22 protein-coding genes and 1 pseudogene are annotated in these 20359 nt (G+C 55.5%); 4 read left to right on the forward strand and 19 right to left on the reverse strand.

All coding sequences use genetic code 11. From position 1 onward, the window contains the following. Positions 1–69: 69 nt before the first annotated feature. The 10 genes from ACU8XX_RS22080 to ACU8XX_RS22125 form a co-directional block, all read right to left on the reverse strand. The gene (locus ACU8XX_RS22080) at positions 70–336 is read right to left on the reverse strand and encodes a TA system toxin CbtA family protein (protein WP_446908323.1); all 267 of its coding nucleotides are present in this window, start codon (positions 334–336) and stop codon (positions 70–72) included. 13 nt (positions 337–349) lie between these two features. Further along, entirely contained in the window at positions 350–1363 is a 1014-nt protein-coding gene (locus ACU8XX_RS22085) for an ArdC family protein (RefSeq protein ID WP_446908324.1), read from the reverse strand. Positions 1364–1443: 80 nt separating this feature from the next. Beyond that, positions 1444–2046 (reverse strand): DUF3085 domain-containing protein, encoded by a 603-nt coding sequence (locus ACU8XX_RS22090; RefSeq protein WP_446908325.1) that lies wholly within the window; start codon positions 2044–2046, stop codon positions 1444–1446. 93 nt (positions 2047–2139) lie between these two features. Next, complete coding sequence (locus ACU8XX_RS22095; protein WP_203067186.1) at positions 2140–2625, reverse strand: hypothetical protein; 486 nt, start codon at positions 2623–2625, stop codon at positions 2140–2142. 73 nt (positions 2626–2698) lie between these two features. After that, positions 2699–3247 carry a hypothetical protein gene (locus ACU8XX_RS22100; RefSeq protein ID WP_446908326.1) on the reverse strand — a complete coding sequence of 183 codons (549 nt, stop codon included), beginning with the start codon at positions 3245–3247 and terminating at the stop codon, positions 2699–2701. A 102-nt stretch (positions 3248–3349) separates the two neighbouring features. After that, on the reverse strand, positions 3350–3718 hold the full coding sequence (locus ACU8XX_RS22105; protein ID WP_446908327.1) for a hypothetical protein: 369 nt from the start codon (positions 3716–3718) through the stop codon (positions 3350–3352). A 67-nt stretch (positions 3719–3785) separates the two neighbouring features. Then, the gene (locus ACU8XX_RS22110) at positions 3786–4166 is read right to left on the reverse strand and encodes a hypothetical protein (RefSeq protein WP_446908328.1); all 381 of its coding nucleotides are present in this window, start codon (positions 4164–4166) and stop codon (positions 3786–3788) included. Between the two features lie 81 nt (positions 4167–4247). Then, positions 4248–4586 (reverse strand): hypothetical protein, encoded by a 339-nt coding sequence (locus tag ACU8XX_RS22115; protein ID WP_446908329.1) that lies wholly within the window; start codon positions 4584–4586, stop codon positions 4248–4250. Between the two features lie 377 nt (positions 4587–4963). Then, positions 4964–5386 carry a hypothetical protein gene (locus ACU8XX_RS22120; protein WP_446908330.1) on the reverse strand — a complete coding sequence of 141 codons (423 nt, stop codon included), beginning with the start codon at positions 5384–5386 and terminating at the stop codon, positions 4964–4966. Between the two features lie 29 nt (positions 5387–5415). Next, positions 5416–6336, reverse strand: coding sequence for an integrase domain-containing protein (locus ACU8XX_RS22125; protein ID WP_446908331.1), 921 nt, complete (start codon positions 6334–6336; stop codon positions 5416–5418). A 423-nt stretch (positions 6337–6759) separates the two neighbouring features. Between ACU8XX_RS22125 and ACU8XX_RS22130 the strand changes: the two genes are divergently transcribed. Then, complete coding sequence (locus tag ACU8XX_RS22130) at positions 6760–7068, forward strand: hypothetical protein (protein ID WP_446908332.1); 309 nt, start codon at positions 6760–6762, stop codon at positions 7066–7068. A 311-nt stretch (positions 7069–7379) separates the two neighbouring features. Then, positions 7380–8036 carry a CPBP family intramembrane glutamic endopeptidase gene (locus tag ACU8XX_RS22135; RefSeq protein WP_446908333.1) on the forward strand — a complete coding sequence of 219 codons (657 nt, stop codon included), beginning with the start codon at positions 7380–7382 and terminating at the stop codon, positions 8034–8036. A 52-nt stretch (positions 8037–8088) separates the two neighbouring features. On the opposite strand, the gene umuC is transcribed toward ACU8XX_RS22135, so the two are convergent. Both umuC and umuD read right to left on the reverse strand, forming a co-directional pair. Then, positions 8089–9363: a translesion error-prone DNA polymerase V subunit UmuC gene (gene umuC / locus ACU8XX_RS22140; protein WP_446908334.1), complete on the reverse strand. Its 1275-nt coding sequence runs from the start codon at positions 9361–9363 to the stop codon at positions 8089–8091. A 2-nt stretch (positions 9364–9365) separates the two neighbouring features. Next, positions 9366–9809, reverse strand: coding sequence for a translesion error-prone DNA polymerase V autoproteolytic subunit (umuD, locus tag ACU8XX_RS22145; protein WP_446908500.1), 444 nt, complete (start codon positions 9807–9809; stop codon positions 9366–9368). A 134-nt stretch (positions 9810–9943) separates the two neighbouring features. Here umuD and ACU8XX_RS22150 point away from each other — a divergent pair, with 134 nt between their 5' ends. Together ACU8XX_RS22150 and ACU8XX_RS22155 are read left to right on the forward strand one after the other, a co-directional pair. Continuing rightward, positions 9944–10180, forward strand: coding sequence for a DNA polymerase III subunit theta (locus ACU8XX_RS22150; protein ID WP_446908335.1), 237 nt, complete (start codon positions 9944–9946; stop codon positions 10178–10180). Positions 10181–10239: 59 nt separating this feature from the next. Continuing rightward, entirely contained in the window at positions 10240–10644 is a 405-nt protein-coding gene (locus ACU8XX_RS22155) for a hypothetical protein (protein ID WP_446908336.1), read from the forward strand. 31 nt (positions 10645–10675) lie between these two features. On the opposite strand, the gene ACU8XX_RS22160 is transcribed toward ACU8XX_RS22155, so the two are convergent. From ACU8XX_RS22160 to ACU8XX_RS22190, 7 genes and pseudogenes are all read right to left on the reverse strand, one after another. Next, positions 10676–12214, reverse strand: coding sequence for a conjugal transfer protein TraG N-terminal domain-containing protein (locus ACU8XX_RS22160; protein WP_446908337.1), 1539 nt, complete (start codon positions 12212–12214; stop codon positions 10676–10678). After that, positions 12211–12582, reverse strand: a complete 372-nt coding sequence (locus tag ACU8XX_RS22165) for a hypothetical protein (protein ID WP_446908338.1) — start codon at positions 12580–12582, stop codon at positions 12211–12213. The genes ACU8XX_RS22160 and ACU8XX_RS22165 overlap by 4 nt, the downstream gene beginning before the upstream one ends. Before the next feature lie 14 nt (positions 12583–12596). Further along, positions 12597–14081: an integrating conjugative element protein gene (locus ACU8XX_RS22170; RefSeq protein WP_446908501.1), complete on the reverse strand. Its 1485-nt coding sequence runs from the start codon at positions 14079–14081 to the stop codon at positions 12597–12599. A gap of 10 nt (positions 14082–14091) precedes the next feature. Further along, entirely contained in the window at positions 14092–15027 is a 936-nt protein-coding gene (locus tag ACU8XX_RS22175; RefSeq protein WP_446908502.1) for a TIGR03756 family integrating conjugative element protein, read from the reverse strand. A gap of 73 nt (positions 15028–15100) precedes the next feature. Next, positions 15101–15505: a TIGR03757 family integrating conjugative element protein gene (locus tag ACU8XX_RS22180; RefSeq protein ID WP_446908339.1), complete on the reverse strand. Its 405-nt coding sequence runs from the start codon at positions 15503–15505 to the stop codon at positions 15101–15103. Between the two features lie 114 nt (positions 15506–15619). Then, positions 15620–16072: an SMI1/KNR4 family protein gene (locus ACU8XX_RS22185; RefSeq protein WP_446908340.1), complete on the reverse strand. Its 453-nt coding sequence runs from the start codon at positions 16070–16072 to the stop codon at positions 15620–15622. A 15-nt stretch (positions 16073–16087) separates the two neighbouring features. Next, a pseudogene (locus ACU8XX_RS22190) lies at positions 16088–20334 on the reverse strand (RHS repeat-associated core domain-containing protein). Positions 20335–20359 lie beyond the last annotated feature (25 nt).

Raw genomic sequence — 20359 nt, forward strand, 5'->3', positions numbered from 1 at the left:
CGGGGGAGCATCTCCCCCATTGGGTTCAGGTGTAAAACAGTGGCGCTCAGCCTGTTGGGTCAACCGCCGTCAGTGACCGGACAATTCGCGTAAAACCCGTAACTCATGGGCCAGGCGGATCGCCGGCGACAACTGCTGATAGTCACTGACATCGATTCGTTCGAGGTCATACTTCTCAGCCAGATCGTTAATCGCCTCATACGGCCGAAGACCGGCCTCCTGCAAGGCAATGACGCAGACCTCTTCACAGAGGTCCGTGTCATTCAGTGTCAGTCCGTAATACCGGCTCAAAAGCGCGCCGGCAACGGTCTGCCAGTGGTGTTGTTCCTCGGTCATAGAACCTCCCCGTTCAAGCCGCCTTCGCAGTGTCAGCCTTTACCGTTTCTGTCTCTGCCGCCGGCATTAACAAAAATTCGGTAGCCTGACGCGCCTGGCTGCTCGCACGGAACAGCGCACGTTTGTCTTCCTTCATGATTTTCAGCCACCCTTCCAGGTAACTCTCATGCTGGACGTCGCCGGCAACGCCGATCCGGGTACAGAGAAATGCACTGCCCAGCTCGGCAACCAGCTCCTCAAACGCATAGACCGGGTCACCCCGCTTACGTGAAGAAGACGTTATCCCCTCCCGGTTGAGACGTGTCGCATGACCGGTGCTGTGCACCAGCTCATGCAACAACGTCGACCAGTAGTCCGATTCCGTCTTAAACTGCCGAACTTCCGGCAGCACAATCAGGTCCCGGCTCGGGGTGTAAAACGCCCTGTTCTGGTAAACATGCTCAAGGTGAACACCACAGTCCTCCACCATCGTGCTGACCTGCGCCTGTATTCGCTCATCAACCTGTGGGTCGTCCTCACCCGGCGTGCCTGCCGGCAGTGAGCCAACCACGTCATCCGGGAGTCCGTCGCACTGGCAGACATTGAACAGGTACAGCGGCTTCAGCATCGGGACACGCTCTTTCAGGGCGTTCCCTTCGTCGTCAAACAGCGGCCGGCCGTCAGTATCCTTCACATCCTTTTCCCAGGGCTTGAAGACCACGGCAAGCGTCGCCTTCTCGCCGGCACGCACGTGGCCACCGGCGGCTTCCGCCTGGAGATAGGTCAGCCAACGATTAGAGCTGAAGCCATGGTCACAGGCAGCCAACCACAGCAGCAGCACATTGACGCCGCTGTAAAAGTTACCGGTAGTGCCGTTGAGTGGCATAACCGCGCCCTGTGCCATCCGGGAGCGGTCTGTCTGCCAGGGCTTCCGCCACGGCAGCGTACCGCGCTCGATGGCGGCGATGATTTTGTCCGTCACTTGCTGATACAGGTCGGGACGTTCAGGCCGTTTTTTCGCTGGCCGTGATGATGATGTATTTTTCATGGGAGACTCCTCAGTAATAAGGCGCACTCCTCCCCTGGCGGCGAAGAATACGCCCCAGGGGACAAAGAATGGGTTAACGATTAATGTGCAGGGAAACGGATCGCTCCTTCCGCATTAACCGTGTCGGCCAGGTGATACAGACGTTCGAACATCGAGAGAAACTCCTCCCTGTCGTCCGGCTTCGCCCGTTTAGCGTCGGTATGACTGGCTGTCGCCAGCAGGTCGATGGCGCTGACGCGCCAGCGTTTGTACTCCGCGTTGCCGACACATGCCCGGTAATGGACATGGGCCAGGCGCTGCATGCGATTAATGATATGACGGTACTCGGCCACCGGCACCCAGATGACGGGTGACGCATGCACATGGATCTGGTCGTGCAGCACGTGTATCCAGAGCTCAAAGCCGTCTGAAAGTATTTGTTCCATGCTTTCGTCGGTCAGTTGCAGATGCTCACAAAAGTCGTCGCCTCCCACCAACACGCGGGAGGTTTCGTACCAGGCGTCATCCTTTTCCGGATGACAGCCGTCGGCATATGCTATGTGCTTCACGCGGCCCGTATCGCCACGTTCGGCCACTGCTGATATCAGGTAAACACCGTCGTCTTTGGCCAACGCCAGTTCGCACTGGTTGGCCTTAACTTCGGCTACGACCAGGCGCAATGCCTCAGGGTCAAAGTGCAACATGTTAAGTCTCCTTAAAAAGAAAAAGCGGAGACGGCTTCCCCCGGAGGGGAACCCCCTCCAGGGAAATAAAACGTTATGGCCAGCGCGGTGGCGTTACCACGATGCCCGGAAGTAAAGGTGATCCCGGCTAAAATCGAAGCCGGTCAGTACGCTGTTAACGTACGTTTTCAGTGAGTCGACAAGCATCCAGTACACATCGCCGTAGTCGCGAGAGTCATCGGGGAACTCCTCATGGCAGTTCGCTTCATTCAATCGTGACAACAGCATCTGCAGCATCTGGACGTCGTTGCGGTCGAACGCCATCAGCTCACCGCTTTTGACGTCCCCGACACTGTTGTCCACCCAGTGCATCAACGCAGTAAACCCGCGAAAATGACAGGTGTTAACCAGCAGCGGCGGATGGTAGTGATTACACGTTTTGTGGTTGTATATTCGCGGCGCCTGTTCACAGTTACCGCCGTCCTCCAGCCACGCTGGTGAACACGGCACCCAGTCACCAACGGGTGTCCAGTCGCCGTTTACCGGCAACATTGCATAGTCAGCCTTACGCTGACGGAAAAAGTCGATATCAAGCCCCATGGGTCACTCCTCTCGGTAAACAGGCAGGAGCTCCCCTGCAGGGAGGCCCTGCCGGGTAAAATGCGCGCCTTAATCAGGCGACGCGTTGAGTCAACTTTCTGCGTTGGGACAACACCTCATCCATCCACGTAATCACTTGCCAGTGGTACGGAAGGTCGGCATGACACAAACTGTCGCGATACCGTTCAAGGTGCAAACGGATCGAGCTATCCCCCATCGCCGCTGCGTCAACGTATCCCGGAGCTGAAAGCGCCGGACGCTGCAGATGATGACGCAGCCAAATCAGCGGTTGTTCCCAGCCTGACTGGCTGGACAACTCCCGCTCAATGCGCACGCATCCAGGACACAGGTTGTGTATCAGGATGAGTACCAGGCGGTGAAAGAAATCCGATGCCTCATCCCCGGGGACAATCTTCTGCACGGGCAGGTTATCGGCCGGCCATGACGACAGACGGATACCTGGACCTGCAAATGCGCCGCCGGCAAACAGCTGCCCCGCGACATCAATACCTGCAGGTCTTGCAGATGCCGGCAGCAACCAGAACATCTCTGTCACCGCCAGGGTAAAACCAATCCACGCGTCCTGGGACGGTGGTGCGTCAAAATACACGGTAGTGCTCACGATAAATCCTCCAGAAACAAAAAAATGGGGGGATTTATCCCCCGGACGGGAATAAATCCCGTCCGGGTTGTGCTACTTACGTGTTATGCAAATCGCCGTACCTCAATACGCTGTATCGAGTGCAGCAATCACTTCATCAGACTCTCTGTCACGTTTACCCTCCGCCACAGCGCGCTCCCAGACTGACGCGTTAACTTCCTTCCCTATTTTGTCCAGGACATTCATCACATCCTTTCCGGTATCGGGAAGTGCAGGTAACCCGCTCTTCTGCAGAGCAAACAGGAAATACCCAAACGCAAAGCCGGCGCTATGAACGGCAACCTCAACGAGCGTCATACCGCTTGCCGGATCGCGCTCCACATCAAAACCAAGCCGGTGGAACGCTCGCGCGCTCATCAACTCGCTTTCGAGCAGGCACAGGTAGCGCAGCATATCGAGAGGGGTTTTCAGGTAATCGATAGTGGTATTCATGGATAAATCCCCGACAGGGTTGGGCGTCGACCACGGTATAGCCGTCGCAATGTCATTGTTTTCAGACTCAGAAACCGAGCGCCGCAATGGCCTCATCAGCCTCACCGTTAACCTTGCCGTAGGACAAACTCCACGCCCACGCTTCTTTGTGGGCATCGCTGCCAAGACTGTCCAGGTTGCTCAAGACTTCCCGACCAGCATCAGACAACGTCGGCAATCTATCCCTCTGCAGGTAGTAGAGAAAGAATCCGAAAGCCTCACCAACGCTGATAACCCTATTCTCCAGGTCGGTCAGTTCACGAGGTTTATCCCGCTCCTGATCGAGCCCGAGTCGTCGATAGGCTCTTGCGGTATACAGTTCACCTTCAATCGCGCAAAGGTAGAAAAGCACGTCCCGGGACGTCTTGAGATCGAAAACATTCGTGCGGAAGTTAATGTGCGTATTCATCGGTAAATCCTCTTGTAAGATGGATTTACCCCCTGAACGGGAGTAAATCCCGTCAGGGTATAGGGGGTTAAAGCGGCCGTTTTAAAAACGGTAACGCAGTCTGGCCAGATGCTCGGCCTGCTGACAGGCGAGCCGGTAGGCCTTTCTGCGCTCGGTATGTTTGCAAGGCAACGCAACACGGGTGCTTACGTAGGTATATTCACCGCTGTACCAACCTTTGCGCAGCGTCAGTACCGCGTTGACCGAACCATCATCACTGCAGGTAACATGCGCGCGAACGGCAAAATTACCTGCTGCATTGACGTACCAGTCAGTCAACCGCGGCGGCGCCATGCGAAAAGGTATTCGCTGGGCGGCCGATATGACACGGTGCAGGGTTGAGATGAAATCAGGAACAGCTGAAGAAGTAAAAACAGACATGGTGTATCTCCTGTAATGAAGAGACACCAGCCCGAGGGGAAGGTATCTCCCCGGGGGATTGGACTGCGGTAACCGCAATCGTCAGTACATCAGTCATGACCTTCATCACCGTTAAGTGATCCCTGTTCTCAAAGGTTAAACAGGGTTACCGCCACTGGGGCTTCCTCTTTCAGGCTACGAGGCTATTTGCAGTCACCCGAAGGCGCTTCTCACAGAGTGCTGAAGCATTGGCTGGTTGTCCGAAGACAACAAGTAAGCCTGCTTATTTTCAGACCACTTACATCAGGAGTCAAGAAGCTTTAACAATTATTTTGAGTAATAAAAAACCGCAGCCCTGCGTGAGCTGCGGAGAATACATTGCATAGTGTCGACTCTCGTCATTTTTTAATAATCAAATTACCCTGCTTATCGAACAGATCGCCGATCCAATTATCAACCATTTCGTTTACACTCTCTTTCCCCTCAGCGTCACACTCCTGAGAGATAAGCTGACGAGTCAAACTGGAGGAAATAGGGATCGAGAACTCAGCACCCGCAATCAGCTTCGTCTTTTCTGAGGGAGGAACTCTGATTACACCGTGCATATCAAATGCCCCCCCTTTAGGAATAAAAGCGTCATCGTTCCCCTCCTCAAAATAAATATCGCCAAAATACCTTGCCAACATTGCACATGTATCGGATTCACCCAACGGTGTTACACATTTAAAATTAATGATAACTTCACTACACTCATCACTTCCCAGAATGATCTCATAAACAGGTTTAATCGATACTACCGTCATCAAAATATCATCACGCATACTGACCTCACTTAACCAACCATCAACAATTATTCATCATCAGGTGCACCTTTGAAGTAGACTTGCCTGACATATTTACCTCGTCCATCACCATGACCTAAATCCATTGAGACTTGCGCAAAAATTTCCTTTTCGGTATATCCCTGTCGCTCATAAAATGATTTTGCTTCTTGTGAAAAATGATACCGCATGCTGTGCGGTGCTTTTTTTCCGGTCAAACCAACTTGACGAACCTGATAGCGATAAGTATCAATTGCTTTTCTTATATCTGGGCGATCAACAAGTTTCCCGTCTTGCTTCTCCATTATTTTTTCAGCATAGCTAATTGCTGACCTGACCAATTCACGATTAAGGATAACAGTATCTCTTGGACGTCCCCCCTTAGTACCAAACACTACCCGCACCGAATTTTGACCTGATTCCAATGCACGCTTCCAGGTAGGTACAGATTTGCAGGCTTCAACTGCTTCTTTTGTACGCAGCCCCAGTGCATAAGAAAGTTGCATGGCAGCAGCTACTCCGGGATTCTTTTTTTCCACGGCCTGAAAGGCCTTATTAAATTCATCAGGTGTCAATGCTAACTTTGTCCCGTCACGACTTGCCGGCTCAAGACCGAGTGCTTTATTACTTAACAAGGGATTTTCAGGATCTGCAAGTTTGTAACGTCCCCCACGCAATAAAACGCCCCGAATTGCAGACCGTTCATTCTGTATGGTTCTGACGGAGATCCCTTGCTCCTTTCGGCTCTGCAAGTAACCGACAAAATGACGGGTCTTAATACTGTCGGTATGACGCAGCTGGATACCGTTTTCTCGTAAATAATTCAAAAAGTATCTGGCGATCCTCATTCTATCCGCAGTACTGGCATACCCTCCCGATGCTTCGCGAGCCTGGGTGATAAAATCACGTCTGAATTGTTCGACCTTCGAACGCGCCGTCTTTCTGCTCATAGTCCCCCCAAACGACAGATACAACAGTTCATCCATCCATACGGGTGAATTGCATGCAACCCACCCGTATGAACGGACAAAACTAACCAGGTTGTTAGTTTTACGTCGTTACAGACGTTCCCTGCGTGTCGGTTCGTTCGCCATCCTGGCTCGTTTGATATTGTGTAGCAGGGTAATGCCATGTTGAGTTTTTACAGGTGATCAACCAGTACTCAGTACTGGCGAATTAAACACCCCATCAGCGTTTTCGCTGACGCCTCAATATCAGAACGATTTTCCTCCATTTATCAGAAAGTTAATGACTATCATTTAGAGCCTTTAACAACGGTTAGAATGTATTTCCGGCACGTTCGTCCGTGTAAACGGACGTGACGGAAATGCTGTAATTACATCTTTAAAGCGTACGTCACGAGGTAGTTCGTCTTGGAAACCCGCGTCGTACGTGGTGTTGACGTAGTACGCCTGGCGGCGTCACTTGGTGTTCGCTTTGCTCGCACGCAAGTGACGCCGCGCTCCTCTGCTCCTAATGAGACTCACGTAAGCGGCCAAATGTACCAAATGGCCTTATACGTGCGTTCAAAAGTCGCATCGTCACTAAGACGTCATAAGAGATTGAAATTCAAAACGTTGAAGCGTAAAACCTCGCCGTGGCGAGCTTTATCGCTGAAAGACGCAATACATACGTCATCGGTGAAAGGAACCGTGCCGGAACAGGCTCGGTTGAGTCGTTAATGAACCTTCATCACTATTGTGATCTCCGTTCTCAAAGGGTAAACGGAGGTACCGCCAATTAGGCATCCTCTTCCAGGCTACGAGGATATTGTGACCACCCGAAGGCGTTTCTCACAGGTCACATGAAACATTGGCTGGCACTCACCCGAAGGCGTCTCTCACAGAGTGCTGAGACATTGGATGGTCGTCCATAGACGACAGTACAACGCGGTCATCCTAGCAATCAGAACAATGTTCGTCAAATAGGCTGTAGACATTCATCTGTTATTTGATAACCTTCCCACCACATTCGATTACCCAAAGTGAGTGATATGATTTCGTTAATCAATAAATTCAGTATTCTTCTTTATGGAGTCGCTTCCATTGCACTCTTTAAGTTCTTTCAAGACAGCATTTTATTAAACCTGTGGTTACTGAAGACACTTCATCTCACTTTCCTGGAATTATCCATCACCAAAACTGTAATAGGAATAGTGTTTTCCATATCACTCGTTAACGTTCTAAATAACTCCCTTCAGGGTAATAAAATATCACCTGGAACAATCAATCTTCGATCGACCTGGTTTGCTCTTGCGATCCTTGCCTCTTACACTGCAGCATATTACTTAACGCCAGACGAGCCTTACATGCAAAACTTCTTAAAAGGGTTAAGCTCTCAAGAGATTGCTGTCAGGATCATTAGCACAATCATACTTACCCCTATCTTAGAAGAATTAATTTTTCGCGGAATATTTTTAAGCTCATTCCTAAACCTACTGGGTGAGAGATTAGGATACATTGCTGGCGGGATAATTGTATCAACAGTATTCGCATGGATGCATAGTCAGTATTCCATTCAAACACAAATACTGATGTTTACTGTATCCATTATTTTTTGCGCAGCCAGGTATTATAGTAAAGGTTTAGCGCTACCTATCTCACTGCACGCATTATGTGTTATTATTGGCATCACTAGCGAATATATCTAACACCATCCCTGAACAGGGGGCAACCAATGTATTAACGTGCCCCCATTAACCTTTAGCAATGAACCTTAAGCAAATCAGAATATTTCGTTGTCCAACTCGGTGACAGCTTTCCACGTCGCATTTTCCAGTCAGCATTCGCACCCTGTATTCCTTGCCCGGCAAACCATACTTTAGTTGTTCCTGAACCATTTATCCTGTCCAGCACTTCCATTAATTTATCGCTATTACGCTGAGGTTGATATTCATCAAACAATGTCAGCTGGGATACCTTCCCGCTACAAAAATCAGTCAGTATTACACCTGCTCGATGATAACGGTGCCCCGGGATAAATACAGCGTCTAACGCTTTGAGCGCAGCGCCAATGATGTCCCTGGTATCTTGAGTCGCCACGGCTAATTCGGTTGAAGCCTGGTTCTTATAAAATATCTCGTTTTCAGCAAATGGGCTGGTACTGACAAAAACACCGATCCTTTTGCAATACTGGTGCTCTGCCCGTAGCTTTTCAGCTGCACGCTCCGCATGTGCGCAAATTGCCTGATGCACGCTGTCCTCATCCGTTGGTTTTTCGCCAAAAGAACGGGAGCAAATTATCTGTTCTTTAGGCGCCGCAAACTCCTCCAGGCCCAGACACGATATTCCGTTTAGCTCCCGAACGGTCCTTTCGACCACTACGGAAAACTGTTTGCGCGCGAATGCCGGCGAGAGTCTGGAAAGTTTCAGCGCAGTGTCGATACCCATCATCTGCAGCTTTTTGGCTAACTGTGTGCCGATCCCCCAAATCTCCTCTACCGGCACCAGGGCCATCAGCTTTTCCTGGCGCTGCCGGCTGCTCAACTCAACGACCCCCTTTGTCGCCGGCCATCGTTTACTGGCGTACTGGGCCAGCTTGGCCAGCGTCTTCGTCGGGGCGATCCCGACGCCCACTGTCAGATGCGTGCGAAGCTGTATCTGCTCACGCAGCTGCTGGCCGAACTCGTCCAGCGCGGTCAGTCTCCTCATACCAGTGAGATCACAGAATGCCTCGTCGATACTGTATATTTCGACGCGAGGGGTCAGTTGCTGCAAAATAGTCATGACTCTGTCAGACATGTCAGAATACAGGCTATAATTGCTGGAAAAGGCCACTACGCCTCTGCGTTCGGCCTCCCTGGCCACCTTGAACCAGGGGTCTCCCATTTTGTATCCGAGTCGTTTGGCTGCAGCCGATCTCGCAATAATACAGCCGTCGTTGTTGGACAAAACCACGACTGGCTTCCCCCTTAAATCCGGCCGAAATACGGTCTCGCAGGATGCATAGAAGCTGTTGACATCAACCAGGGCAAACATAGTCAGGAATCCCGTGATTTAAAGCTGTGGACGAGATGGCGTACAACGCCAAACACTACGGTGTCGACATCCTCCGTCAGGGGGATCGGCGAATATTCCGGGTTGGCCGGCAGCAATGCCGGCATCGGCAGCAACTGGAGTCGTTTACAGGTGAACTCACCGTCAACGGCCGCAATGACAATGTCACCGTGGCGCGCCTGGCGAATGCACTCGACAACCAGGAGATCTCCGTCACGAATGCCGGCGTTCTGCATTGAATTACCCTCGGCACGAACCAGGTATGTGCTCTCCGGGTAGCGGATACAGAAGTCATCCAGCGACAGACGTTTTTCGACATAGTCCTGCGCCGGCGACGGGAAGCCACACGATACCCCATCACCAAAAATCGGGACACCGGCCCTCTTCTTCTGCGGATCTGCTTGCATTTCAAGGGAGGTATAAGCCATCAGATACATAGCTCACCTTTACGAATAAACTGTACATACATACAGTATAATGATAAGAATTTTACTATGACAAGGGAGAAATCAGGCAGGAGCAGCAACGCGATGAGTTACAATGAGAAAAAGGAGACCTGACGATGACCCACTCATACAACCTGGCCAACTTGTCCAAAGAGGATATGGATAAGGTGAACGTCGACCTGGCTGCCGGCGGCGTTGCTTTCAAAGAACGCTACAATATGCCGGTGATCGCCGAGCTGGTCGAAGCTGAGCAGCCTGAACATCTGAGGGCTTATTTCAAAGAACGCCTAGCACATCATCGTACACAAAAAGACAGGCTTGGTCGCTTGCTAGCTGAGGAACCAGGCAAATAGCAATTGATTGTTATTTGAGCTAAGATAGGATTAGGCTATCACCGAGTTAAGGAGTGATGATGAACGATACAACACAGCACCACGCCTATCAGCGCGGTGTGCGTATGGCAAATCTATGGAAGCGTCTCAAAAGTACCATTCTGAAGTGGGATGCTTTTTGTGTGGCTAAAGCACATGGGTATAACCTGCCAATCTGGATTGGTCGTACTCCCTTGATTTTTCTTTCACTATGCATGCTATTAATTTTTGCGTTTGGTGGAATTATTTTTACCCTGATTGCCGTCCCCATAACCGCCATTTCTCTTTTAGTCCTTTCTATCTTTTTGCCCCAACCAACACAGGTAGATAAGAATTTCAAGTATAAAGCTTTTGGTGACTTAGGTCCTGGGTGGTATCAAGGGAAAACAAAAGTTAACTCAGAGGATAATAGTCCTTATAACTATAGAGGCGACTCAGATGGCTAATCCATTAGCCATCTAATTTTTCCTCGAATAGCTATTTGTTAAGTACGTTGCTTGCTCCCTTACTGGCAATAGCATTTCCGGCAGTATTTCCTAATTGTCCCCCTGTAGCATAAGCCGTGTCAGTACCACTCTTAATAGCTGCACCAACAGATTGCCCCACACTTACCCCGGCCCAGGACAATGCTCCTAACCACACTGCCGGCAACAAGATAAACATACATCCCATCACCAGGTTCATGATCAAGTCATCAGAGCTGTTCTGGAAGCCGGCCACGTTCCAGCGACTGTGCGAGTCTGAGCTGTAAAGCGCTTCCAGCAACCAGCTGTCCAGCCAACGCGCCAGCTCCCACCAGAACGTCAGGAAGTTCAGTGCGAACACCACAAACGTCACGGTGATCACTGTTTTGTACTCATAGGCCGCAAAGGCCAGAATAAGCGGTACCATGATATACACCGCCATCAGCAGGACAGCCTGCACCATCGGCAAGGCCTGACGCATGGCATCAAAGGCCGGGAAGGCCGCCAGGCTCCCCAGAGCCGTGCCGCCAATGGAAGCCAGACGCGTGGCGGCATTATCCCCCGTGAAGTCCGCATTGCCGCCATAGCCGGCATAAGCGCGCCCACCCTGGGAAACCGTCAGGTTATCCGGGCTGACCAGGCGACGCACCACCGCCTCCTTGTAGTCGGCGTTGTTCTCCCCCATCATCTTGAGCGCGGCGGACATTCGCAGCATCACACCCGGATCAACCTGCTTCACCACCCGGGCTTCCAGGCCGGTGTCGGCCGCCGACCACCACTCGCTGCAGGTCGGGTACCCACCCCGGCCGGTGTTCGGTCGGCCGCTGTCCCGAGATTCATTCCATGGGAAGCTGGCGCGCGGTGTCTTCGACTGCAGGTTGTTGTAGTACCCGCCATTCAGGAAGGTTTTCGACCCCAGCCATTCGATATCACGCAGCGTCGCCTTGTCCGTTGTCTGCCCCTGGTCACGGTTCTGCCAGGTGTACAATGCCAATGCGTAGCAGTCATTGGTGAAGTCCTGCAGCTCTTTCGCCAGCGCCGGGTTATTGACCCGGCTGTGCTGGACCTCAAAACGCACCTGCCGCAGGTCTGGCCGGCAGGGAATGCTGGCCACGGCCGCAGATGTGATCCCCTTCGACAGCTTATGGACGACCAGCCACCACACCGGTACCTTCGCCGTCTGACCGTTCATGCTCGACATCATGCTGGCGTATCCGGTTTCATCCGGTTTCTTCGGTGTCCAGGTACCGCAGGTGCTCGCCCGGCTGCTGTCATACTTGATGGTGTCCAGGCTGACATTCATCAGCGGCAGGCAGCAGGCGAGCATCACAAAGAACGCACCGTACAGCAGGTTCTCGATGCGCGGCAGGGACAGCATCCCCTTGTTGCCTTCATCTTCCCCCTCTTCCCGAACTTTCAGCCAGATGCTGACAACCTTGAACAGCAGCGGCAGCACAAACAGCCCGGTGCTGACCAGCAGCTCCCACAGGCCGTTGTTCACGATCCAGCCGAGCAACGTCAGGAAATACTCCAGGTAGCTGTTGGTCATCATAGCGTCAGCCCTCCACCAAAGATGGAGTATTCACACGCCAGGGCAAACAGCGCGCACGCGATGACCATACGCTTGAGGGGCTGACGATGTTCCAGTTTAACCCCGGGTGCATGCCAGATTTTCCAGAATGCCCAGGCCAGTGCAGCATAAAGCGCCAGGCGCCAGAACAGCCAGCCGTAACGGGTACTGTGCACCCAGCTACGCAGCGCTGCGGTTTCACCGGGGTGAGTAACGCCCCAGTGTGCGAGTCCCAGCGCCATGACCATGGCGACCACAAGCATGGCAAGCAGCTGCAGGGCGCGTTTCGCGCCCCGCCCCAGTCTGCCGCCCCGGCGGGGCAGCAGGTCTTTCTTCTCTGATTCAGTCATAGGTATCTCCACGCTCACTGGTCAGTTTCCGGTACGGCCAGCTGATTAAACTTGGTATCCGGGCTGTCTGCAGACTGACGCTGCGGGTTGGTTTCGGCGCGGTTGTTCTCGCGATCGATAATGGTCAGCACCGCATTGCGGGAGATTTCACGTTTCATCTCCATCTCGTTTTTCAGCGCCGCGATTTCGCGATCGAGCGCTTCAATGCGGCGATCACCTTCTTGCATCGCCACCTTCTGCGCAGCAGCATTCGGTTCGGACATCCCGGTGGTGATCATGCGGCGCATCAGGAAGGCCGTCTCGATGGTATCGGCCATCGCCAGCTCGCTGGCGAGACGCCCGACCAGGGCCGCATTATCCGGGTCGCGCTGCAGTGCGCGCACCACACCGGCCGTCACCGCCAGGCTGCCGGTTTTCAGTTTGGCCAGGTTCGCGGTGGTTGGCTTTTCGGTGCCGTTCACCAACTTGGCCAACTGCTCATTATTGGCCTTGGTGGCTTCTTCCAGCATCGGGGCAAACCCGGTGCCGGCCACGGTGCTGCCCGGCTGCTCATCGCCTTCGCCACTGGTGCATTGCGACGCGTCCTTACAGGTGCGTAATGACGTGTCGCCCAGCACTTTCACCACTGCGGCCGCGGCTTCCTCGCTGCTGGCGTATTTGGCGCAGGCACCGCCGGTGCAACTGCTGCCGGACACGCCGGAGGTACTGGTGACAGGCAGTGCATTCATCATGTTGTAGCCGGCAGCCGCCAGGTCATGGGTCGGTTTGATGGCCGGCTGGCCAGAGCCGCCACGTTTCTGCCCGCCAATCCAGGTCTGCCCGGACTGACCGGTCACCTTCTCCGTCGCATTCATCGAGCGGACGGCATCGCCGCCGCTGCTGTTGACCAGGCTCTTGGCCTCTTCCATCGCGGCCGCCTGACTCCAGGCACCGGTATCCGCCATGTCCATCATGCGTTTGGAGAGGTTCTGACAGTTCAACTGCGCCTTGTCGAACGCGACGCCGCCCTGCAGTACCCCGTTGGTCAGCATTTCATACAGCCCCGGGTTGGCGCGCTGGATGGCCGTCGCCGGCAGGCTGGCCACCGCACCGGTGGCGCCCTGGATAACGTCACTCATCAGGTTCTTGAACCCGTCAGTGACACCGTTAAGCTGATTGCCGATCGTCGTTTTCAGGTCGAAGTTGCCGCACATCAAATCCGAGCTCCAGCCCAGGTTCATGCCCAGCCGCTGCATGTTGCTGCGCGTCGCCGGCTGTGAAATCACCGAGCCGCCGCCCAGGGAATAAAACAGCTTGTCGGACACCGCGCCGTTGGCGCTCTTCCCGTAACCGATATTGCTGTCATTGACCTGTGGCAGTGAGATACCGAACAACGTACCGTTATCGTCGTTGTCATCGGCATGCGCACTCATCGTGCCAACCAGCACCAGGCTGCCGGCAATCAGCAGAGACAGCAGGCTGCGCCGTCCCCGGGAACATTTATTCATCGTGTTATTCATCATTCAGACCTCAGAAATCCGTGCTGTAGAGGAAACGCTGCCCACGGCGCTGGCAGCAGCTGTAGGGTTGCCACAAAGCAAAGGCGGCATTGGCATCCTCTGCCGCCGGATGGTCACCGTCCGGGAACACGGCGCAGGACTGGCTAAGCTGCGGCGCCAGGCGCTGCCATTTGTGGTTGCTGGTACCGGTGTTCTCCTTAACCGCCCCCGGAGGCCAATACCCCTCCGAGCGTTGGCCCATCAAGGGTTGGTAGACGTGGGGCTGGCCAGAACGGGTGATGATGTCAGCCACCCGCTGCGCCACGACGGCGCCAGCCTTGTCATCATCAACCTGGGTCACAAATCCCGACCGGGGGTAAACGTTGCCCCACATGTTGGCGCCGGCCTGGCTGCCAATCTCGCGTTGGCCAGGCACCAGGGCTTCGGGATACAGGGACTCGGGCATGCCGGTACGCCATGCCAGGCTGTCGAGCGTGCTGAGGAAATACGGCACAAACGGCATGGCGGCGCTGCGGCAGGAATAGCCGGGGATACTGCCGCCGATAATGGACGTCGCCGGATGGCCAATGGCATCGGCATATTTGAAATGCAGGTTGGTTTTGCGCTGCCCGGGGGTTTTCAGCTCGTTATTGCCGCCGCCGGCGGATACGCCGCTCAACGCGCCGGTAATACTGCTCTCCAGACCGCCAGAGGCCTGGCTGACCATCGACATCTCACGCCAGGGGTTGCCGCCCTGGTTGTTGTAGGTCGAGACCACCGCTTCAGGGATAAAGTGGGTGACTTTAACGGAGGTCCGCACCGTACAGCCGTGCAAGCCGCAAAACATCCAATAACAAATGCCGGACACACGCCAGCTGATACAAGCTTGCGACACGGCACTGGCAACAATCTGCGCGCTGTTCAGCGCAGCGTTTGCGGCCGGCACGCTGGCCACTGACAGCATCATGGCCATACCGAGGGATTTGAGGTTCAGGCGGGACTGGCCAGGAAGCGAAGTGGCAGGAAAGTGATGTTGCATATCACTGCCCTCCCTGCGCCTGGGCGCGCAGCGCCACAGCCTGCGCAACATCCGCAGTGCCGTACACCACGTCGGTGTCGTCAAACACCACCGCCGGCACTTTTTTGACGCCCAGCTCCCAGGCGTGAACCACTGCACGATAAACCGTGGCCAGCTGCTGCTCATTCGCCTGCCATTGCGGGGATTTCAGTACAGCCTGCGCCTGGCGCTCGGCTTCATCCGGGTTTGACGACAGCTCGCCAAACATTTGCTTCTGCAGCTGCTCCGGGCCGTCAAGATAAATCACGGATACCGAGGCATCGATGTTGCTCGGAGGGTGGTGAGAATCGGTATAGAGTACCGTGCCGGCAAGCACCGATGCCGGCATCAGCAGAGGGAACAACGTCAGCAACGTGCTGATTTTCATGGCGTGCACTCCTGCATGGATAGAATCCACACAGGGTGCTACGACATGGTCAGAAAGGCAGCAAAGAAGTCTTTATTGGATTATGAAAATTTTAGTTTTAAGTTGAAGGCTCCCTTACTCTCCCCAAGCTTCATCCTCTGTCACCATTTTGGTAACAAATTTTTCCAGCTCACTTTCAATGAAGATCAGCTCACCAGACTCTATATCTGCAAAGTAAACACCTTCGCTATCTTTCTTTAAACAGAATGGAAAACCGCCCCCATCGATCGCGATCGGGATGTAATCACGGGGAACCAACGACTTTCTATCTACAAAGAGTTCATACGCTTGCTCGATTGTCATATCTCCATCGAATCGTGGATATGATATGGGAAGGAAATTCTTTATATCGAATTCGCGACCATCACTCGATACATACATACAGCGCTCATCGGATAGCTCCCCACCGTTTCCTTTCATATAAAATTCCCGAACCTCGCTCGACAAGGTCGTCCCAACATGTTTCTCAAACTTATCAAAATCCTCATCACTCAGAGGATGTGAAGTATTAACTGTTAGAAATTTCATGCCTGACTCCAAATTCTATGAACACGCTTTTGGGGTTCGCCCTTGTAACCACCCTTTGCTATGAGAGATGCTTACAGCTTCCTTGGTTCCGTACTTCACACCAAAATGGTGCTCAAACTGTGAAACCGAACCTTTATGGGGGAACGAATCAATATGTGTTTGCGTTTTTACCAGCTGCATTGTCGTCTTACCTGTCGCAGGGTCAAAGTCATCTAGGTGGTGCCAAGTATATGCTCCTGCATCTGATTTTTTGATACCAGCCAAATTATATGCTTCAGTAAAGTCACGCCCACGACTCCCTTGCATAGTAATTTGGACAATACTACTTTGGCCCTCGCTAACCGGGAACAAATCAGGGTGCCCAGTAAAGTCTACGCCCGACAATGCCAAACCTAACGGATCAACCCATCCCAGCGGATTCGGCGCATACTGATACAGGTTCAGCCCGCCGCGCAGCCCTATCGGATCCTGCGTGGTAAAGCGCCCCACCTCCGGCTCATAGTAACGGAACAGATTATAATGCAGCCCGCTTTCGTCATCCTGGTACTGGCCGGCATAGCGCAGCGGCTGATCAACGAGCGTGCCTTTGCGCCGTTCGGCGCCGGCGACCGTCTGCCCCTGCAGTCTGCCGAAGGTGTCGTAGTTGCCGGACCAGCGCAGGTTACCCTCGGCGTCGGTCACCTCCAGCGGCGCGCTGTTAAGGTCGGTGTGCAGCCAGTAGATATCCGCCTGCTGGCCGTCGCCCGCCTGCTCGAGGGCCGCCAGCGGCGTCCACCGGCTTGCCAGGTCATAGCTCCAGGTGCAGCGCGTACCGTTGTCCCGCTGCGCCTGCAGCAGCCGGTAGCCTTCCCATAAAAAGCGCGTGGTTTCCGGTGCTTTACCCTTGTAGGTTACCGTCTTGCGTGTGCGTCGTCCCAGTGCGTCATAGTGATACTGCGCTACAAAATCCCCCTGCGGGCCGCGGCCGTGCGCCTTTATCAGCCGGTTGTCGGCATCATAGACGTAATGCTGTTGGTAAACCCCGTTACGCCGGCTGACCAGGTTGCCCCAACCGTCATAGCGGTAAAACATCCGCTGCCAGTATTCGAGACGGTTATCGACCACCGGCGCCGGCGGCAGCTCGGCGTCCGGGTCATGGCTGACGCGCTGCTCACCAATCAGGTTATCCGCCAGGTCGTAGCGCAGCCGGTGGCCCGGCCTGCCCTGCTGCGCCTCGCGGTGCTGCAGCAAACGTCCTTCCGCATCGTAGCCATAATGAATCTCACCACGTAGCGCGTCGCTGACGCCCTCCAGTTCGCCGCGCCCGGTATAGCGGAACGTGCGCCACAGCACGCCCTCTTCCGGTTTGGTTATCTGCCCGAATGCGCTGCTCTGCCCACTGCGCCGTCCCAGCGCATCGTATTGGCGCTGTTGATGCAGCGCGCCCTGGGTGCGCCCAGTCTCCCGGTGCAGCCGGTCGCGGCTGAACTCGCTCACCAGTTGCTGGTTGAACCTGATGGCGCTGGCGTGGCCGGAGCCGTAACGGAGCCACTGCAACCGGTCGCCCTGCGGCAGCGTCAGCGCCTGCAGGTTGGACAGGGCATCCCATTGGTACTGCAACTCGCCATTGACGCCCTGCTCGCTCAGCAGGTTGCCAGCCTTGTCGTAGCGCAGCTGCACGCTGTCCGGCTCGATACCCAGTTCGCTGCCGGCAGCGGTCGGCGTACGCGTCAGGCGGCTCATGCGCCCGGCCGCATCGTAATGATAATGCCACTCTGCGCTGTCGTTGGCGCGCCAGACCAGCTGGCCGGCGTCGTCATAACGGAACTGATGCAGGCGTTGTGCAGGCGGTGCCTGCGGGTCGAGCGGCCCGGTTTCCCGCAGCTCGCTCAACTGCCCCTCGGGGCCGTAACGATAATAGCGGTCGGTGCGGTCCGGACGCCGTTCGGTCGTCAACCGGCCAACCGCATCGTGGCTGAACTGGTAGTCCCCGCCGTTGCCATTTTCCAGTCTTGTCAGCCAGCCGCGGCAGTTATAGTGATAACGGCGCGTACGCTGGATGCGGTCGGTGACACTGACCGGCTGCCCCAGCAGGTTGTACTGCCAGCGCGTCTCGCTGCCGAGCGGGTCCTGGTGTCGGGCCAGCTGGCCCTGCGCGTTCCAGGCAAACTGCTCTTCGCTGCCGTCGGGATGCAGCAGCGTCTGCAGCCGGCCGGCGCGGTCCCAGCGGTAACGGGTCAGGTGGCCTTCCGCGTCGGTGCGGTGCGTCAGTTGGCCCAGCGCATCATAGGCGTAGGCGGTGACGCTGCCGGAGCAGTCGGTATAGCGCGTCAGCAGTCCCTGTGCGTTCCAGGTCAGTTTCGCCTCGCCGCCCAGCGCATCGATGACGCGTTCCGGCAGGCTCTCTTCCTCGTCGGGATAGTGATAGCGGGTGACGTTGCCCAGCGCATCAATCTGCTGCGTCGGACGCCCCTGAGTGTCCCAGTGCTGAAACGCCTGACTGCCATCCGGATAGGTAACCGAGAACAGGCGACCGCTGTTACGGGAGTATTGATAGGTGGTGGTGCGCCCCAGCGGGTCGGTCTCGCTCAGCAGGCGACCGTAACGGTCCCACTCGCTCTGACGCTGCGCACCGCCCGGCAGCACCACGCCGCACAGCTCGCCGCGTGCATAGATAAACGCCGATTTTCTGCTGTCAAAGTCGGTGAACTGCGCCACGTTGTCGTCGTCATCCAACTGCCACAGCGCCTGCCGGCCGTCATCGCGCACCACCCGCCGCATACCGCCGGCAAAATCATAATAAGGTTCAAGCTGTTCGCCGGCGCTGTTACGGTAGGCCACCACCCGCGGCAGGCCGTCAATCTCCTGCCAGCGGTACTCGTTCAGCAGGCCGTTACGGTCCTGATGACTGACCATCAGCCCGTCCTGCCAGCCAAAGCGTCGGGTGACTTCGCCAGCGCGGTTGCGGACGCTAATCAGCTGCCCTTCCTCATCGTAGGCGTAGTGCACCAGCGGCAGTTCGCCGTCCGGGGTAAACAGCAGCACCGTGCTCAGGCGGGACAGTCCGTTGGCGGTGGTCAGGTAGCGGCATGCCAGCCGCTGGCCGGCGCTGTCGACCAGTTCGGTCAGTCGGCCGTGGTGGTCGTGGAACAGGGAAATCGTGTTGCCGGTGAGGTCCGTCACCATCTGCAACCGGCTCAGTTGTTCATCGGATAAGGCCGGGTAGTGCCAGGCCTGTTCGCTGACGTCGAACACCTGCCAGCTGCCATCGCTGTTGTCATCAGCCAACACTTTTCCGCTTCGCAGTAGGTTTTATGCCCTTTGGGCACCATCGGGAAGGAGACATAGTCGCCGGACGGCGCGCGCCACACCAGGCCATCCTGGTAGCGCTGCAGGCTGCTCTCCCAGAACAGGCTCCAGCCACGGCCCAGCACACTCTCTGCCGGGTTGCCGCTACGCCAGTAGCGCTGCCACTCGACCGGCAGCCGCGACGGCAGCACAAAGTCCAGCTCGTCGTCACCGGACAGGAACTTCTGGCCGCTGATGATATCGACCGGCCGGGCAACAATGCCGGCGGCAGCCGTGGCGGTCATCAGCGTGCCGAAGCGACAGGCGACCCGCCCCAGCTTGTTGATACCGGGCAGTTTGCTGAGCATTTTTCCCAGTGCACCCAGCTTGCTGGCGGCCCCGCCGACACCGCCCGCCAGGCCGGCAAACAGCAGCGTCAGGTCGGAAATCTTATACACCCAGTCCGGCACTTCCGGTTTTATCGCCAGGGTGGTGACGGTGCCGCCGCCGATACGCACGTTGGGCGAGCCTGCCATCACCTGGGCGTCGCAGTTGGTTTTATCTCCCACGCGTGCCGCCGGCTGGCCGTTGATAAACACCTTGTCCGAGCCCTGCGCCAGCTGCATGCTGGGGCCGTCCTGGTCACAGGCAACCTGGCTGACGGTGGCGATGGCCGCCGGCTTGCCATTGATGCGCACGTTAGAGGAGCCTGTCACTATTTTACCGGCCGGCGTCAGGCTCCCTGCGCCGGCCTCCGCAATGCCATCGCGCGCCTTGGTCGCCAGCTCCCCGGTGAGATAGCCCACCGCCAGACTGGCGCCCACCAGTAATACGCCGACGCCCACGCAGGATGCCGCCAGGCCGGCAACGAACAGCGCCCCCGCTGCCACCGCACCGGCCGCGGCAATCAGGCCGCCGACAATCGTGCCGCCAATCATCCCCGCCAACGCATGGGAATGGCCAATCGCATCGCCGACGCGTGCTGCTTCACCCATCACACCCTCCCGTTATGCCGGCTGA

The sequence above is a fragment of the Escherichia sp. MAL-1 genome (assembly GCF_052948035.1).